Origin of the sequence: Motilimonas sp. E26 (genome assembly GCF_021278025.1) — a bacterium.
In the GTDB taxonomy this organism is placed as follows: Bacteria; Pseudomonadota; Gammaproteobacteria; order Enterobacterales; family CBDFNC01; genus Motilimonas.
The window spans coordinates 107,112-123,984 of the sequence record NZ_JAIBHJ010000003.1 but is presented as its reverse complement, the minus strand read 5'-3'; the positions used below and the strand labels follow the sequence as shown (position 1 = coordinate 123,984).

The 16,873-nt window shown below is 43.6% G+C and carries 15 protein-coding genes; 4 read left to right on the top strand and 11 right to left on the bottom strand.

What is annotated here, in order from left to right; translation table 11 throughout:
- The first annotated feature begins 6 nt into the window (after positions 1-6).
- Positions 7-1,398 carry a Re/Si-specific NAD(P)(+) transhydrogenase subunit beta gene (gene pntB, locus K1M91_RS03405; protein ID WP_232800148.1) on the top strand — a complete coding sequence of 464 codons (1,392 nt, stop codon included), beginning with the start codon at positions 7-9 and terminating at the stop codon, positions 1,396-1,398.
- Between the two features lie 245 nt (positions 1,399-1,643).
- On the opposite strand, the gene K1M91_RS03400 is transcribed toward pntB, so the two are convergent.
- A complete protein-coding gene (locus tag K1M91_RS03400; protein ID WP_232800147.1) occupies positions 1,644-2,480 on the bottom strand; it encodes an AraC family transcriptional regulator in 837 nt (278 codons plus the stop codon).
- A gap of 145 nt (positions 2,481-2,625) precedes the next feature.
- Here K1M91_RS03400 and K1M91_RS03395 point away from each other — a divergent pair, with 145 nt between their 5' ends.
- Entirely contained in the window at positions 2,626-3,999 is a 1,374-nt protein-coding gene (locus K1M91_RS03395) for an MATE family efflux transporter (RefSeq protein ID WP_232800146.1), read from the top strand.
- On the top strand, positions 3,999-4,337 hold the full coding sequence (locus K1M91_RS03390) for an MGMT family protein (RefSeq protein ID WP_232800145.1): 339 nt from the start codon (positions 3,999-4,001) through the stop codon (positions 4,335-4,337). The genes K1M91_RS03395 and K1M91_RS03390 overlap by 1 nt, the downstream gene beginning before the upstream one ends.
- A gap of 3 nt (positions 4,338-4,340) precedes the next feature.
- Here the strand turns inward: K1M91_RS03390 and ltaE are convergent, their stop codons facing one another.
- The 5 genes from ltaE to K1M91_RS03365 all read right to left on the bottom strand — a co-directional run bounded on the left by ltaE (position 4,341) and on the right by K1M91_RS03365 (position 8,609).
- Positions 4,341-5,354, bottom strand: coding sequence for a low-specificity L-threonine aldolase (gene ltaE / locus K1M91_RS03385; protein WP_232800144.1), 1,014 nt, complete (start codon positions 5,352-5,354; stop codon positions 4,341-4,343).
- Positions 5,355-5,426: 72 nt separating this feature from the next.
- Positions 5,427-5,867 carry a prepilin-type N-terminal cleavage/methylation domain-containing protein gene (locus K1M91_RS03380; RefSeq protein WP_232800143.1) on the bottom strand — a complete coding sequence of 147 codons (441 nt, stop codon included), beginning with the start codon at positions 5,865-5,867 and terminating at the stop codon, positions 5,427-5,429.
- Between the two features lie 20 nt (positions 5,868-5,887).
- On the bottom strand, positions 5,888-7,273 hold the full coding sequence (locus K1M91_RS03375; RefSeq protein WP_232800142.1) for a hypothetical protein: 1,386 nt from the start codon (positions 7,271-7,273) through the stop codon (positions 5,888-5,890).
- An 86-nt stretch (positions 7,274-7,359) separates the two neighbouring features.
- Positions 7,360-8,022, bottom strand: coding sequence for a prepilin-type N-terminal cleavage/methylation domain-containing protein (locus K1M91_RS03370; RefSeq protein ID WP_232800141.1), 663 nt, complete (start codon positions 8,020-8,022; stop codon positions 7,360-7,362).
- A gap of 20 nt (positions 8,023-8,042) precedes the next feature.
- Positions 8,043-8,609 carry a GspH/FimT family pseudopilin gene (locus K1M91_RS03365; protein ID WP_232800140.1) on the bottom strand — a complete coding sequence of 189 codons (567 nt, stop codon included), beginning with the start codon at positions 8,607-8,609 and terminating at the stop codon, positions 8,043-8,045.
- Positions 8,610-8,832: 223 nt separating this feature from the next.
- Here K1M91_RS03365 and K1M91_RS21345 point away from each other — a divergent pair, with 223 nt between their 5' ends.
- A complete protein-coding gene (locus K1M91_RS21345) occupies positions 8,833-9,246 on the top strand; it encodes a type IV pilin protein (RefSeq protein ID WP_282561085.1) in 414 nt (137 codons plus the stop codon).
- A 101-nt stretch (positions 9,247-9,347) separates the two neighbouring features.
- On the opposite strand, the gene K1M91_RS03350 is transcribed toward K1M91_RS21345, so the two are convergent.
- The 5 genes from K1M91_RS03350 to K1M91_RS03325 are packed head-to-tail and all read right to left on the bottom strand — an operon-like array spanning position 9,348 to position 16,869.
- The gene (locus K1M91_RS03350; protein ID WP_232800139.1) at positions 9,348-11,252 is read right to left on the bottom strand and encodes a transglycosylase SLT domain-containing protein; all 1,905 of its coding nucleotides are present in this window, start codon (positions 11,250-11,252) and stop codon (positions 9,348-9,350) included.
- Between the two features lie 26 nt (positions 11,253-11,278).
- Positions 11,279-12,895: an ABC transporter ATP-binding protein gene (locus K1M91_RS21340; RefSeq protein WP_282561084.1), complete on the bottom strand. Its 1,617-nt coding sequence runs from the start codon at positions 12,893-12,895 to the stop codon at positions 11,279-11,281.
- Positions 12,892-13,932 carry an ABC transporter permease gene (locus K1M91_RS03335; protein WP_303512646.1) on the bottom strand — a complete coding sequence of 347 codons (1,041 nt, stop codon included), beginning with the start codon at positions 13,930-13,932 and terminating at the stop codon, positions 12,892-12,894. Before K1M91_RS03335 ends, K1M91_RS21340 begins: the two co-directional genes overlap by 4 nt.
- 2 nt (positions 13,933-13,934) lie before the next feature.
- The gene (locus tag K1M91_RS03330; protein ID WP_232800137.1) at positions 13,935-15,023 is read right to left on the bottom strand and encodes a microcin C ABC transporter permease YejB; all 1,089 of its coding nucleotides are present in this window, start codon (positions 15,021-15,023) and stop codon (positions 13,935-13,937) included.
- Complete coding sequence (locus tag K1M91_RS03325; RefSeq protein WP_232800322.1) at positions 15,016-16,869, bottom strand: extracellular solute-binding protein; 1,854 nt, start codon at positions 16,867-16,869, stop codon at positions 15,016-15,018. Before K1M91_RS03325 ends, K1M91_RS03330 begins: the two co-directional genes overlap by 8 nt.
- Positions 16,870-16,873: the final 4 nt, after the last annotated feature.

The following is a 16,873-nucleotide window of genomic DNA, read 5'->3' as shown; positions in this document are numbered from 1 at the left end:
TAATCAATGTCAGCAGGAATTATGACAGCCGCTTATATCATAGCCGCTATTTTATTTATCCTCAGCCTGAATGGCTTGAGTAAACAAGAAACCGCTAAGCGCGGTAACTTGTACGGTATCGTGGGTATGGCTATCGCCATCTTCGCCACCGTATTCAGTGACGGCGTATCCGGCCTAGCTTGGATCATCCTCGCGATGGTGATTGGTGGCGCGATAGGGGTACATAAAGCGAAAAAAGTTGAAATGACAGAAATGCCTGAACTGATTGCAATATTGCACTCATTCGTCGGTATGGCTGCGGTATTAATCGGCTTTAACTCGTTTATCGTACCACCAGAAGTGATCCCAGGACCAGATGCCCACGCCGAGCACATGATCCACTTAGTAGAAGTGTTCCTAGGTATTTTCATTGGTGCTGTGACGTTCACAGGCTCTATCGTGGCTTACGGTAAGCTAAGTGGTAAGTTCAGCAGCGCACCGTTAAACCTACCAGCGAAAAACTGGTTAAACATTGCAGCTCTGGGCAGCAGTGCACTATTGCTAATGATGTTCGTTAACGCTGAAAACGGCAGCATGTTTGCCCTACTGCTAATGACGCTAATTGCTTTTGCTTTTGGTGTGCATTTAGTGGCTTCTATCGGCGGTGCCGATATGCCAGTAGTGGTTTCGATGCTTAACTCATACTCAGGATGGGCAGCTGCGGCCACAGGCTTTATGCTTTCAAACGACTTACTGATCATCACCGGTGCATTAGTCGGCTCAAGTGGTGCAATTCTGTCTTACATCATGTGTAAGGCAATGAACCGCTCATTCATTAGCGTTATTTTAGGCGGTTTTGGCGCTGAAGGCGGCGCCGTTGCATCAGATGCAGAGCACGGTGAGCATACGGAAGCAAGTGCTGACGAAGTAGCAGAAATGCTACGTAACAGCCGCAGCGTGGTGATTGTACCAGGTTATGGTATGGCGGTAGCACAAGCACAATATCCTGTCGCTGACCTAACACGTAAGCTGCGTGATAAAGGCGTTAATGTACGTTTTGGTATTCACCCAGTTGCGGGCCGTTTACCAGGCCACATGAACGTACTACTCGCTGAAGCGAAAGTGCCTTATGACATTGTATTAGAAATGGACGAAATCAATGATGACTTCACAGACACTGATACTGTGCTTGTTATTGGTGCTAACGATACGGTAAACCCTGCAGCAAAAGAGCCTGGCTCACCGATTGCAGGTATGCCTGTGCTAGAAGTATGGAATGCTACGAACGTAGTCATTTTCAAACGTTCAATGGCTTCTGGTTATGCCGGCGTACAAAATCCACTGTTCTTTAAAGAGAACTCTTCAATGCTATTTGGTGACGCTAAAGCGTCGGTAGACAATATTCTACACGCGCTTTAATCGCTCACTATAACATTGGTAGCAAAAGCCAGCTCATTGAGCTGGCTTTTTTGATCGGGTTGCTCCGTCGTTCCGTTGTTCCGTTGTTCCGTTGTTCCGTTGTTCATTGTAAAGCTAATAGTCTGATACAGAAAAAGAATCAATAAATCAACTGGCGAAATGAGTGCATAATAAGTGCTTATATGAAGTGCAATAAAATCACTCTTGGAAAATCCTGTAACGGTGAGTTTTACCAGCTTAGCGTGCTACCTTTGTCTCATTGCACTGGGCGACATGCCAAAGTGTTTTTTAAAGCGATTAGAAAAGTTTGCCACATCGGAGTATCCCAGCGCCAATGCCACTTGACCAACGCCCCAACGCTGGGTAACTAACAAATGCTTAGCGCGCGCCATTTTGAACTGTAATAAATACTGTTTCGGGCTCATGCCTAAATGCTGTAAACAGAGCCTGAAAAAATGTGGCTCTGAATAATGTAGCTTTTCCGCCAGCTCAGTAACAGACCATGGGTGATGTAATTGCTGTTCAACTTGGTTAAATAAGTGGCGTAATTTTATCTCTAAGCCACTTTGCTGCCCTTGTTTAAATAAAGACTTATGGGTTAGCTGTAACAACATATCTAAGCAAGTGACCGCTAGCCCGGATTGGTTGCCACTTAATTTAGCCTCTGAAAAAAACATGTTCATGGCGTGAAAAATCGCTTGGGCATGCTCGCAATAGCTTACCTCGGGCTCGCCATTGGCCAAACCTTGCCATTGTTCATTGTTTTCTAAAATCAGCCAAGCGACTTGCCACTCATTTGAATCCAATTGAAACCCATTAATCGTACCGGCCGGCAATAAGGTTAAGGTATCCGCTTCAATCACCTTTTCAGCATTCGGGGTGAGCATCCTTCCTTGACCTTTGATGCTATATAACAACACATGAAAATTAGGTCGAGTTCGACGAACCAGGAAATGCTCTCGCGCTAAGCTGGTACCACACAATATAATCCCCTGATCTTGTAGGTATATAGCTTCTTCAGGGCCAAAAAACACTTCTTGGCAGACATCCGCCGCTTCACAACAGTCTTGCCACAAATCCATAAAATTCACAAATAATAGTTTAGAACAACATGTTGCGAGTTTACACTATGCTAACAATTGGCAAAAGCGGATATAGTTAACTGGTCTTATAAATCAACACCTGATCGAATCTTTTCGGTTTCCCGTTGAACCTTGAGGAAAGTCGATGAAAGCAAAAATAGCCACCGCAACTAATCAAGATTTTTTGCGCAAGCTATGGCAACTGGCACTGCCTGTTTCTTTGCAATCATTACTTTTTTCTCTGCTGGGTCTGGTCGACATTTTAATGGTCGGCCAGCTTGGCGAAGCCGAAGTGGCTGCGGTTGGATTGGGAAACCGAGTCTTTTTTTTCAACCTATTGATCATTTTTGGTTTATCTGGCGGAGTGAGTGTATTAGCCGCGCAATACTTCGGTAAAGGTGAAGTAGCTGGGGTCCGGCGCTGTTTAGTATTAGCGGTGATCTGTGCAGTTGCCATTTCCTTGCCGTTTGCACTTATTTACACCTTTGCTCCCACATCTGTTATCACATTAGCCAGCGATGCAACTAACCTAGTCCAGCTTGGCTCTACTTATTTACAAATTACCGGAGCAACGATTTTACTGACCGCGATGGTGGTGCCGATTGAGGCTTCATTGCGGGCTATTGGTGATGCTAAAACCCCGACTAATATTGGTATTTTAGCCATCATGCTTAACGTTTTTTTAAACTGGGTACTGATTTTTGGTCATTTAGGTTTCCCTGAATTAGGTGTAGAAGGCAGTGCATGGGGCACCACTATTTCTCGCTTATTCCAAACGCTTATTTTGATCTTGTATGTGCTAAAAAAACGCCGAATGGTCGTGTTTGGCTGGCTGGATGTTCAACAGGCGTTAACAATAAAAGAGGTTAAGCGCTTTTCGTTGATCGCTGTTCCGCTGTTAATTCATGATGGTTTTTGGGCTTTTGGGGTCTTAATTTATAGCTTTATTTTTGCTCGCATCGGCGTTGATGAGCTTGCCGTAATGAGCATGCTCGCCTCTGTCGAAGGCAGTATTTTTGCTCTATTTATCGGTTTTGCTGTGGCCTGTTCGACCATGCTTGGCCATGAACTTGGCGCCAACAAATATGAAGATGCATGGCAGCAGTCTTGGGTTTTTATTATTTTCAGTCCTGTGCTCGCCTTGTTTATGACATTGGTTATTTTGCTGTTTAAAGATCAAATTGCCAGCATATTTAGTGGCTTTGAAGGAGATACACTGGACAGCGCGATCCGAGTATTAATCATCATGGCACTGGCTTTAAGCCTAAAAGTTCTCAACATGGTGGGGATCATGGGCGTACTGCGCAGTGGTGGTGATGTAAATTACAGTATTTTTATCGACTTATTTTGCATGTGGTGCATTGGTATACCTCTCACATTTGTCGCTGCTACCGTATGGGGTTGGCCACTTTATTTAGTCTATTTATGTTCACTGTCGGAAGAGTTAGTTAAGGCCGTGTTGATGATTTTTCGTGTTCACCGGAAAAAATGGTTAAAAAATTTAGTGGCCGATAGTTAATGTCAGAACAAAAATATCAACAAATTTATCAAGTTATCCAACTTATCCCTGAAGGATCTGTTGCGTTTTATGGGCAAGTGGCAGATTTGGCTGGGCTACCAAAACATGCTCGCTTGGTCAGTAAAGCGCTAAAAGTTGCCCCCAGTGAGTTGAATTTACCATGGCATCGTGTGGTTTCGAGCCAAGGAAAAATTGCCATCGCAAAAAATACCCCCTTGTACCATGAACAAAAACAACGCTTGTTAGTTGAAGGCGTCGCATTTAAAGGAGAGCGCATTTCTCCAGCTCATTACTGGCAACCCGATTTATTCGCCTTACTAACCCAGCTAACGCACTAAAACTTACTTTTCCTTAATAAAATCCTTTATGCCAGCTACTAAATTGTCAATGCTGGTTTTGTCGACATTAAGATGGGTTACTAAACGCAACACTTTTCCCGGTGAAATTAGAATGCCTTGTGACTTTAAATATTCCGCCAACGCATGAAAGTCGACTTGTTTCGACTTAACAAATACCATATTCGTTTGTACTAAAGCAGGATTAACATCTAGCTCACTGATATTTTCAAGAGCATCAGCCAGATAGCGTGCATTAAGGTGATCGTCAGCTAAGCGTTCAACATTATGCTCTAAAGCAAAGATTCCCGCTGCGGCCAACATGCCAGCTTGGCGCATGCCACCACCGCAGGTTTTACGCCAACGTTTCGCTTTGTTAATAAACTTCGTATCACCTAACAGTAATGAACCAACCGGTGCGCCTAAACCTTTAGATAAACAAATAGACGTAGAATCAAAGTATTGGGTAATACTGCTGATAGGCTCGCCTAACTTCACCGCAGCATTAAATGCACGAGCGCCGTCTAAATGCATACGCAGGTTATATTCAAATGCGAGGGCTTGAGCTTGCGCCATAAAATCATGGCTCAGCACTTTGCCATTAATGGTATTTTCTAACGAAATCAGTTTAGTTTTTACAAAATGAATATCATCACTTTTTATAGCAGCTCTCATTTTAACTAAATCTAAGCTGCCATCGGCTAAGTTTTCGATTGGTTGAGCTTGCACCGACCCTAGCACAGCTGCGCCACCGCCCTCATAGATATAGTTATGGGCCTGTTGACCACAAATATACTCATCGCCTCTTTCGCAATGAGACATTAATGCAATTAAGTTAGCTTGAGTGCCTGATGGCGTAAACAAAGCGGCATCAAACCCTGACATTTCCGCCGCCATTTCTTGTAACTTATTAACACTGGGATCATCTTCATAAACATCATCACCAACAGGTGCACTGAGCATAGCCTGACGCATAGCATTACTAGGCTGGGTAACCGTATCACTGCGAAAATCTAACATTAAGAGCCTATAAATAACGGAGAGAAAAAACTATTAAGCAGAAAAATCAGAGGAAATGCAACAAACGGGGAGCTAGTTGCCAGTTAAATCCTTAAAAATATTATCGGATGAGAAGTGGCTCAATGGACTTAAAAAGCCACTTAATTGCACTTCATGAGAGGTTTGGTTTATTCCCTGCCAAGCAACTGAAATATCGATTTTTTTCGGGTTAGTTACGCCGTCCAAGAGCTTTAACTCTTCAACTTGCCATTTCACTTCATAGGTAAAAATACCATAGTGTTGCGGCACTTCATTACCTGTTGCAATCGCATTAAAGTCATCAACGGTCAAAAAGTCTTTAAAATCTTCCATCTTTGCTTGAGCGAGCTCAAGCGCAACCAAGCGCGCTTCCGCTTGGCTGCTTTTAAGAAAAAGATGCTTTTGCAATTTAACCGTCGCCACCACCGCCACGCTGATTATCAGCACGGAGATTAATATTTCGACTAAGCTAAACCCTTGCTCTTTGCGTTTCATGAAATAACGATTACGTCCGTTTACCCGTTAAAGTCTCGCCAGGTACCTGGCACCCAGCCAAATCGACTCCCCCCCACCGCAGAGGCATTCACACCTGATAGAGTCCGTAATACATCAGCGCTGTAATCCACCACGATCGAGCCAGAGGTCAATACCACTCCATGGTAAATTCCATCGACGATCATGGCGCCTTTTACGCTAATTGAACCGCCAAACTTGGCGTTAACAGCCGCACTGTTTTGGGTTTCCATATTACTATTAACGACATAAACAAGGCCGTTTATAGAAGCTCCACCACGAAAGTCTGCATTACCATCAATAATGACAGTCACACCTTCAGTCAGTGTACCTGCGCTATAACCTGCCCCAGCGATACCATTAACATGAATAGGGCAATCACCGTAAATCCAAACGACTTTTTCACCTTGCCCACCGGCAGGAATATCACAAATACCAAGATCATTGGGCTCAACAAAAATAATCCCTTCTTCCCCCTCGGCAGCTTGCTTCGCAACTTCATTTCTCAGTTTGGCAAAGTCAGCTTCATCTACCCCTAAATATTCTTCTTTTAGACTATCTGGAAAGCGAGGGTCTGATAATGAAATGTCATCACTGGCGAACGATTCTTGCTCCGAATTGAGCTCAGAAAAACTTTCCAAAGTATCTTCACTATACCAACCTAATTCGTTTTCTAGCGTGGCATCGCCGGCTTCTAAGGTATTATTAAACTTTGAAAGATCAGCAAAGCCATCATTACTGTAGCTAAACCAGTTGCCAGCTAACTGCAACGCACTGTAACTACTCCAATAAGACAGCTCTTGATCATCAAATGCAGTCGGGTTACTGGCCAGCTGCACCGAGCCTTCTATAAGAGTTTGTGTATTGGTGGTAATCGGCGCAATTGGTATATTGTTGCCGCCGTTATTGGCGTTTCCTGAGAAGTAGAATTCACGACTGACAACTGCTTTTGCCTGGCCATCTCGGGAGCGACCGGTACTCACGACTTGCAGTAATTTAGGATTAGTTGGGCTCTGCTTAACGACTACTTCAACTTGATTAGAAGCAAAAAACTCAATGAATTTTTGCGTCCCTTTATCCGTGCTCGAGCCAATATTAAGTTTTAGTGGTTCATCACTGGTTTTATTTATAAATGACATAGCCGCAGGCTGCTCTTTGCTGCCAACCTTGACCTTACCAAATGCTAACCAAGTGCCAGCATAATCTAGCCCTAGTTCAGCATTAGCGTAGGCTTCTTTATATCGATAATCATTACCCGAGGCACGGATCTCGAACAGCTTATTCTTAGCCGTGTAAAAGGTAAATGCGGTAGCACTTAACATGAGTAGGATGGTGACAAGCAAGGTCGCCATCCCCTCCTGTTTACCAGAGGGTGATAGTTTGATCATACAGCTCCCGTTGTACTTCTCAATGAGCTTATATTTATGGGTTTACTCTGAGTCTCTCTTTGAAAACTCTTAATTTGAGTAAACCTTCAGTAACCTTGATTGCGCACCAACACTGTTTTATCCAGCGTTATCGATTTTTGTCGATCACTTTTCAGCGACGCTTTCAGGTTTATCGTCACTGTACTCATCAGTGTATTTAGGCCCTCTGATGGTACGGTGCCAATTTCGCCTTTAGCATTAACTTTGGTTAAGTTAAAGGCAAGATTATCAATATATATGGCATCGTTTGTTAATTGCGTCCAATGACTCTCGGCACCACAAGGGGATAAGCCGGAACGAATATAAACACTGCCTTGTTGTAATTTATAACCTATATATTCTTGAGCGGTTACCTCTGGGTTAGCACTGTCCATATCATACGCAAAAGTAATACAAGATTTGTCGGGTGACACAGCTAACGCGGCTGACGCACTATTGTATAAGTTGCTGCTAAAATCACTGCTCAAGGCACTGGATGTCGCCCCGCCCCAATAGCCAGCCCGGCGGATATCACGCGACATTAGCTCAATTAAGTTTTTCATTTCCAAGTTGAGCTTGCCTTGGTTAATGATTTTATTATTGTTAACAATACTGCTGGTATAAAGGGAGATCATCATGCCAACCACCGCCAACCCTAATACCATAGAGATCATCAATTCAACGAGGGAGAAACCATGTTGTTTCGATTTGGTGGTTAACAAAGCTGACAAATTCAAGCTGCGATACTCTCTTAACTACAAGCGCTATAATCAGATGAACCTGTCAAGGTGCAAGTGGAGACATTGCCCATGACATTTACCTTCACCTGAACTTTATCGTTGGTATCAGTACGTAGAGCCATGCTACTCGTGCTATCAGGAAAACCTCGAACATTATCAAATATGATAGTACTGCCACCGGAAAGGGATATTTTTTTGAATTCATCCCCATCAATTACCACTAGGCGGTTATTCGCTGGAACACCTGAAGTGATAGCACAAGCTGTTCCTAAACTTGAATCGGTTAGGCTACAGTCACACGAAGTTTTTGTTGCTGTCACACTCGTCATGCCTGCACACCATTCGCCATTGTCGCCATCAGTAAAACTTACCGCGATTTTGCTATTTGACTTAATCGATTCACTTTTGGCATAGGTAAGTAAAGAATACAGCGACTCACTGGCCCCCCGTAATTCGTTACGCTTAAACAGGCTGCTATAAGAGCCAACCCCAATGCTTAACAAAATAGAGAGCACCGCAATCGCGATCAATAGCTCCATTAAAGTAAAGCCCTGAAACTTAACTGGCTTTGATATCATCCATGACCTCATAAATTGTGATGTAGCACACTTCGAAATTTTATCCAGTGAATTTTATCACGGACAAAAATTGACCACAATCAGTGGCCCCTTTGAGAGTCGTAATAGGTGATGCAGATACCAAATTGGCATATACTGATGCCCTTATCTATGCATTTGACTTTATTAACAATAAAAACGGCATATCATGTAAAGCAGTGGCAAAACACAAGGATTAAAATAAATGACAAAAATACATAAACATTCAGGCTTTACTTTGATGGAGGTAATGATAGTCGTCGCTATTATTGGTATTCTAGCTTCGATTGCCTATCCCTCGTACCAAAGCCATATACAGAAAACGCGTCGTGCGGATGCACAAGCATTCCTAATGAAAGCCTCCCTTGAGCAGGAATCGTGGCGCATTACTAATACAACCTATAATAGCTCGATTACTTCATTAATGGGCGCAAGTAGCGCTTCTGGTGCTTACTATACTTTCAGCGTAGTCCCCTCATCAGCCACAGCCCATGCATACACTTTAAAAGCAGTAGCAGTTCCTGGCTCCACTCAGGCAAGCGACAAAGAAGGATCGACCACTTGTAGTCCTTTAGAGCTCAACCAGTCAGACACGAAAACCCCGGCGGATTGTTGGTAATAAGCTTCTTTTACTTATCATCACTTTGCAAAAAAGGCGCTCATCGAGCGCCTTTTTTATTATTCACAAAGTATCCATTTCAACTGTATGTACAACTATGTTTACAACTGCGTTTGCCACTCTTGCTTAGTCAGCATCGACATCGGCTTATTTTGTTGATGTTGGTAAACCACGTTATAAGCGAGCACACTTTGCACATAACCGCGGGTTTCCCTAAACGGAATGATTTCAACCCATACATCCGCGGCTAAACCTGGGCTATTGGCGCGCCATCTTTTTACCCGATTCGGGCCCGCATTATAGGCCGCACTGGCTAAAATACGGTTACCATTGTAATCATCCAGTAACCCTTTGATATAAGCACTGCCTAAGCGTACATTCACTTCGGGATCGTAAAGACTTGCCACTCCTTCGTATTTAACGCCAATTTTCTTCGCGGTATATTTCGCCGTTGCAGGCATTAACTGCATTAAACCACGCGCGCCAACGGGTGACCTTGCTTGAGCGTAAAAAGCACTTTCCTGACGCGCCAAGGCAAACAAGAAGCTACTGTCTACTTGGCGCTCTTTAGCAAACTTATTAAAAGTTGGCGCTTCCACTTGTGGGAAACGTTGCTCTACTAAATCCCAACTTTTTGTTTCAATGCTGGCTAACACAGCAAAATGCAACCAACCTTTTTCAAGGGCATATTGCCCTAAATGATCAACAATGGGCTTAGGTTGACGACTAATTAAGTGACCCCATTCGGTGCGAGCGATGTTATCGGCGCCATGATAAAGTAACTCATTAATGCGTGCTAACACTGGCATTTGATCCGTTAACATCGCCTTGTTTAACGTAACCTTTTCAATATTTAAGCTATACGGCACCCCGAGCTGCTGAGCCGACATAAAACCATAATAACTGCGCTCTTTAGCGACTTCGGCAAAAAATACATTGGCAGCTTTATCACGACCTGCTTTTTTATTTAAACGCGCTTGCCAATATTTCCAGCGTTCATGGTTTTTATCTGCTGGCGGTAGCAACTCAATCCACTTTAACGCGGTTGACCATTGTTGCTGCGCGAGGGCATAACGAATGCGCTGCTCAATCACAGTTGCATCTTGCCATTCAGCCAGTTGTTTATCAGCCCATTTAAAGGCTTTAGTCAAATCACGGTACATCACATACTGAATGATCTTTAACTCGAGTGACTTACGCTGCTCTTGGCTGAAGTTAAATTGCTTGTCATAATGGCGGTACGCTTTTAAAGCCCCCGCTGTAGATTTCGCAACTAAGCGATCTAAGCCTACTGCCACTATTTTGTCATTTGGCGACGTCTTTTGCTGATAATCATTAACGTTTAATAACAGCTTAGGGTTTGCATAAATACTGCTTAATTGCTCACCATAGGCTTGATGCTTACCGGTTAAACTTTTTTGCAAATAAGCCATTAACTTGGGCTTATTTGCCTTAAAAGCTAATAACATACGCTCAAAAATCAAATCCTGGCTTAGCTTTCCGGCTTGCTTCCAACTTGCAAACAATGGGTCACAAGCATCAGGACGAGATTGGCCAGACAGCCATAGCTTCTCGGCCCCCTCCCAAGCAATAGATTTATCACCTACTTGCAATTGGGCATTATAATAATGACACTGTAAGGCTATGTTGTTTGGCTGTTGTGGCTGTAATTTAAGAAAGCTGTGCCACTTCTCGTGAGCAGCAAGGCGAAACAAATATTGCCGCTCTAAGGTGTTAGCCAAGTAAGAATCTTGATTTTCTTGGCTGAAACGTTGCACCTTTTCTATCGGCAGAAAGCTAAGCTGACTTTTTAATGCGTTATATTCCAAAAAAAGTGCCAGTGGGTAATCATCACCAAGTTGTTTTCTCAGTTGCTCGGCATTGCCCCAATCTTTTTGTTTTTGAGCTTCCAACGCTTTGCTATATAAACTACGTTGCTCAGACAAGGAGCTAGCTTGGCTGAAACTCGTAAATAGCAATAAAATACTGACCAATGTAATACGCAAACGTCTCTCCTAAATGTCCTGAAAAATTAAATTAATGCTGCTGATAACAAGTTGCGAGTATAGTCAGATTTTGGCTGACTAAATAATGAATTTACATCTGACTCTTCTATTAGTTTGCCTCCTTGCATCACCATGACACGATGACATAGGGCGCGGATTACAGCAAGATCATGACTAATAAATAAATAACTTAACTGATACTTTTGCTGTAGTTTTTTTAACAATTCAATAATCTGTTTTTGCACCGTACGATCTAACGCTGAAGTAGGCTCATCTAGCACAATTAATTTGGGTTTTAAAATGATGGCTCTTGCAATCGCGATACGTTGGCGTTGGCCACCAGAAAATTCATGAGGATAACGCTGCGCCGCCTTTTCATCCAACCCCACTTCCAACAGCACATCACGCACCCGCGCCGCCACTTCATTGTTGCTCAACTGCTCATGTACCAGTAAACCTTCACTGACAATTTGTTGTACCGACATTCGCGGGCTTAAACTGCCAAATGGATCTTGAAACACGATTTGTATTTCTTTACGTAAAGGAGCAAGTTGTGCAGAGTTTTTACCATCAAGCCTCTGGCCTAGGTAAGTCACTCGACCTTGACTGCTATTTAATCCAAGAATGGCCTGTGCCAAAGTGCTCTTACCTGAGCCACTTTCACCGACAATGCCTAAGGTTTCCCCTTTGTTTAAAGTTAAATTGATACCATCAACGGCCTTAAAGTAGTCATGAACGCGACCAAACCAACCACTTTTAATAGGAAACCAAACCTTAATATCATCTGCTGATAAAATCGGCTCAGGTGCCACTAGAGCATCCATTTTTCCTGTCGGCACTGCAGACAATAAGCATTGGGTGTATTCATGTTGCGGTGACTTAAACACACCCTGTGCGGCGCCCTGCTCTACCACCTTACCTTGACACATCACCACCACCTGCTCGGCGTAATGGCGCACAATATTGAGATCATGGGTAATCAATAAAATGGCCATGCCAAGCTTGGCTTGCAAGTCTTTTAGTAACTCTAATATCTGCTTTTGTATCGTCACATCAAGCGCGGTAGTAGGCTCATCTGCAATCAATAAATCGGGCTCATTGGCTAACGCCATCGCAATCATCACGCGCTGGCGCTGACCACCAGATAGCTCGTGGGGATAATGACCTAAACGGCGCTGCGCATCTTGAATACCAACCAACTCAAGTAATTCCAGCATTCGTGGCATGGCTTGCTGATACGTTAAGCCTTGATGTAACCAAAGTACCTCGGCTAATTGCTTGCCTAAAGTATGCAGTGGATTAAGGGACGTCATTGGCTCTTGAAAAATCATACTGATGCGCGATCCGCGTAGCTGTTGCATGTCCACGTCAGATTGCTCTAATACATCAATATGGGCAAACTGAATTCGCCCTTGCGGGTGATAAGCACCATTTGGCAGTAATTGTAAAATAGACAATGCTGTTAACGATTTTCCACTACCACTCTCGCCCACTATCGCTAGGGTTTCGCCACGAGCTAGCTTAAAACTCACTTCTTGCACCACGGCTTTATCAGCAAAATTGACGCAAAGCTTATCTAAAATTAATAGCGGCTGATCTGTCATCACTGGCTTTGTCATCTTTGTCACTGGGGTCTCATTCATAATGCTTTCCTCGGATCAAAGGCATCGCGAGCCGCTTCACCAATAAAAACCAGCAGCACTAAAATAGTCGATAAAGAAACAAACGCCGTTATACCTAACCAAGGCGCTTGCAGATTAGCTTTCCCCTGAGCCACCATTTCTCCTAGTGAGGCAGAGCCCGGCGGCAAGCCAAAGCCAAGAAAGTCCAATGCGGTTAAGGTGGTTAACGCACCGGTAAATACATAAGGCATAAAGGTCATGGTCGCGATCATCGCATTGGGTAAAATATGCTTACTCATGATCACCCGATCTTTCACTCCTAACGCTTTTGCTGCCTTGATGTATTCCAAATTTCGGCCGCGCAAAAATTCCGCTCGTACCACACTGACTAAACTAGACCAACTAAATAGCAGCATTAACCCTAATAACCACCAAAAGTTAGGCTGCACCACACTGGCTAAAATAATCAGCATAAACAGCATGGGTAAGCCTTCCCAAATCTCAATAAATCGCTGACCTAGCAAATCAACCCAACCACCGTAATAGCCCTGAATCGCCCCCGCCGTAATGCCAATAACCGAACTGGAAAGGGTTAAAACAAGCGCAAATAACACCGAAATACGAAAACCATAAATCAGGCGCGCCACCACATCACGACCTTGATCATCGGTGCCCAGCCAATTAACATTATCGGGTTGCGATGGGGCTGGCTCAGTTAACGCGTAATTAATAGAATCATATGAAAATGGGATTAACGGCCACACCATCCATCCATCTTGATTAATCTGCTGTTGAATATAAGGGTCACTAAAATCGGTCCAAGTATCAAAATCACCACCATAAGTCGTCTCAGGATGATCACTTATAATCGGCATAAACAGCTGCTGTTGGTAATACACTAACACCGGCTTATCGTTCGCGATGACTTCAGCAAATAAACTCAGACCAAATAAAAACACGAAAATCCATAACGAATAGTAACCGCGTTTATTGGCGCGAAACTGCTGCCAACGACGCTGATTAATAGGGTTACTTTTAACTTCACTCCACCACTTCATCATTAGCTGCGCTCCGCAAAGTTAATTCGAGGGTCAATGATGGTATAGGCTATATCCGTGACCAATTTCAGCAAGAGTCCCACTAAGGTAAAAATATAGAGCGAACCAAAAATCACTGGATAATCCCGGTTCACCACCGACTCAAACCCTAATAAACCTAATCCATCAAGAGAGAAAATCACTTCTATCAACATCGAGCCGGTGAGAAAAATACCAATCAGCGCGGCTGGCATACCCGCTATCACCAGCAACATGGCATTACGAAAAATGTGCCCATACAACACGCGTTTCTCAGTGCAACCTTTGGCCTTAGCCGTCACCACATATTGCTTACCAATTTCATCTAAAAAGGCATTTTTTGTCAGCATAGTTAACGCGGCAAAACTGCCGATAACGGAGGCAGTAACCGGCAAGGCAAGGTGCCAGAAATAGTCAGTTATTTTGCCAACTAAACTAAGCTGGTCAAAGTTGTCAGAAGTTAAACCACGCAAGGGAAACCAGCTAAAGTAGGTCCCCCCCGCAAAGACCACAATCAACATGATAGCGAACAAAAAAGCGGGAATCGCATAACCCGTAATCACTAGCGTACTGGTCCATATATCAAACTGGGAGTTATGCCGAGAAGCTTTTTTGATACCAAGAGGAATAGAAATTAAGTAAACCAACAAAGTAGTCCATAACCCCAACGAAATCGACACCGGCATTTTTTCAAGTAATAAATCAGTGACCTTAATATCGCGATAAAAACTATCACCAAAATCAAAGCGGGCATAATTCCATAACATCATAAAATAACGCTCAAGCAACGGTTTATCAAAACCATACTGGCGCTCAAGTTGAGCTATAAATTCAGGGTCGATGCCTTGGGCGCCGCGATAACTTGCATTAGCTTGGGTATTTCGGGTCATCAACTCACTGCTATTACCCGTTCCCATGCGATTAGTGGCATCGCCGCCAATTCCCTGAACTTTCGCAATGGCTTGCTCAACCGGTCCACCAGGCGCGACTTGAACAAGAAAAAAGTTAATGGTCATGATACCAATGAGGGTTGGGATCATCAGTAATAAACGGCGAAAAATATAACTACTCATGGGCATCCTCCTTGGAATGGCTTAATAGCGCACCCTGCTCTTTTGCCCACCAAGTATCTAAACCAATAGCGTAAGCAGGCTTTATCTTTGGCTGGCTAAACTTATCCCAATACGCAATTCGATCCGAGGGACTGTAGAATTGCGGCACCACAAAATGCAGATGCTGCAACACCCGATCTAACACCCGAGTACGCAGCACAAGCTCTTCACGAGTATTAGAACGAATCAGCTGTTGCACTAATTCATCAACAACAGGATTACATAAGCCGGCATAGTTGCGAGAGCCCGGCGTACTGGCCGCGTCACAGCTCCAATAGATTGGTTGCTCGTTTCCCGGTGAAATGGACTGCCCCTGACGTATAGTGGTGATATCAAAATCAAAGCTATTTAGCCTATTAATATATTGGGATACATCAACTAAACGAATTTCGCTAGCAATGCCAATGCGACTTAAGTTACGGCGATAAGGCTGGATAACTCGCTCGAAACTTTTGTCATAAACCAAAAATTCAAAGAACAGCTGATTACCCTGCTTATCCAGCATCTTTCCGTTTTTAAGTTGGTAACCCGCTTGTTCCATCAAAGCCACTGCTTGGCGCATTTGTGGCCGAATGTTACCGTCACCTTGAGTCGCGGGTGGTTGGTAAACTTGAGTAAACACATCTTCAGGTAAATGCTTTCGATATGGCTCAAGAATAGCAAGCTCAGCAGGGCTGGGTAAGCCCGTTGCTGCTAGTTCTGAATGGGCAAAAAAACTGTCACTGCGGGTATAAGCGCCATAGAAAAATTGCCGATTTAACCATTCAAAATCAAACATTAAACCTATGGCTTGACGCACTTCCCGCGATTTAAACTTGTCACGACGTAAATTAAAAAAGAAGCCTTGCATGCCTTGCGGGTTGGCATCATCTACTAAACGACGAATAATTTTTTTATTATCAAACACTTCGCCGGTATAAGCCGTGGCCCAGTTTTTGGCAGAATACTCTTGATGATAATCAAATACCCCAGCCTTAAAGGCCTGGAAAGCTATCGTGGTATCACGAAAATAATCAAACACTAAGCGATCAAAATTATGCCGTCCTTTGTTAACGTTTAAATCAGCGGCCCAGTAATTTTTAACACGCTGGTAAACCACCTTACGCCCGGCATCAAACGAGGCTATTTTATAAGGCCCCGAGCCAAGGGGCACCTCTAGGCTTGAGCGAGAAAAATCACGTTGCTGCCAGTAGTGTTTAGGTAAAATTGGCAGCTCACCTAAGATAAGTGGCAACTCGCGATTATCGCCAGGTTTAAAGTCAAACCTGACCGTAAGGGGATCTATCGCAGTCACTTGATCAACCCCAGCGTAATAGGATTTATATTGCGGGTTGCCTTGCTCAATTAAGGTATTAAAACTGAAAATCACATCTTCACTGGTAATCGGGTGACCATCATGGAAGGTCGCTTTTGGATTTAAATAAAATGTCGTTGAACTAAAATCCTCGGCAACGTTAATCCCTTCAGCAATCAAGCCATATTTAGAAAATGGTTCATCATCAGATCGAACCATTAAGGTGTCATAAATCAAAAAATTACCATAAGCCGTGATCAGCCCACTCTCATAGGTTCCTTTGACAATAAATGGATTAAATGAATCAAAGGTTCCTCGCGCAGCTTGGCGCATCGTCCCCCCTTTAGGAGCCTCGGGATTAACATAATCAAAATGACTAAAACCAGCTGGATACTTTAAGTCACCATGCATGGCAATGCCGTGTTGGGGAGGAAGATCAGAAGTGGTTGCAAAAGAAGAAAATGGGGCGGCTAAGCCCAACCACAGGCAACACCAAGTCAGTCGAATTTGCATCACA

What these genes read in the sequence shown, in the direction of transcription:
- pntB (WP_232800148.1), top strand. Translation starts at nt 7, where the DNA reads ATGTCAGCAGGAATTATGACAGCCGCTTATATCATAGCCGCTATTTTA.
- K1M91_RS03400 (WP_232800147.1), bottom strand. Translation starts at nt 2,480, where the DNA reads ATGGATTTGTGGCAAGACTGTTGTGAAGCGGCGGATGTCTGCCAAGAA.
- K1M91_RS03395 (WP_232800146.1), top strand. Translation starts at nt 2,626, where the DNA reads ATGAAAGCAAAAATAGCCACCGCAACTAATCAAGATTTTTTGCGCAAG.
- K1M91_RS03390 (WP_232800145.1), top strand. Translation starts at nt 3,999, where the DNA reads ATGTCAGAACAAAAATATCAACAAATTTATCAAGTTATCCAACTTATC.
- ltaE (WP_232800144.1), bottom strand. Translation starts at nt 5,354, where the DNA reads ATGTTAGATTTTCGCAGTGATACGGTTACCCAGCCTAGTAATGCTATG.
- K1M91_RS03380 (WP_232800143.1), bottom strand. Translation starts at nt 5,867, where the DNA reads ATGAAACGCAAAGAGCAAGGGTTTAGCTTAGTCGAAATATTAATCTCC.
- K1M91_RS03375 (WP_232800142.1), bottom strand. Translation starts at nt 7,273, where the DNA reads ATGATCAAACTATCACCCTCTGGTAAACAGGAGGGGATGGCGACCTTG.
- K1M91_RS03365 (WP_232800140.1), bottom strand. Translation starts at nt 8,609, where the DNA reads ATGATATCAAAGCCAGTTAAGTTTCAGGGCTTTACTTTAATGGAGCTA.
- K1M91_RS21345 (WP_282561085.1), top strand. Translation starts at nt 8,833, where the DNA reads ATGACAAAAATACATAAACATTCAGGCTTTACTTTGATGGAGGTAATG.
- K1M91_RS21340 (WP_282561084.1), bottom strand. Translation starts at nt 12,895, where the DNA reads ATGAATGAGACCCCAGTGACAAAGATGACAAAGCCAGTGATGACAGAT.
- K1M91_RS03335 (WP_303512646.1), bottom strand. Translation starts at nt 13,932, where the DNA reads ATGAAGTGGTGGAGTGAAGTTAAAAGTAACCCTATTAATCAGCGTCGT.
- K1M91_RS03330 (WP_232800137.1), bottom strand. Translation starts at nt 15,023, where the DNA reads ATGAGTAGTTATATTTTTCGCCGTTTATTACTGATGATCCCAACCCTC.
- K1M91_RS03325 (WP_232800322.1), bottom strand. Translation starts at nt 16,869, where the DNA reads ATGCAAATTCGACTGACTTGGTGTTGCCTGTGGTTGGGCTTAGCCGCC.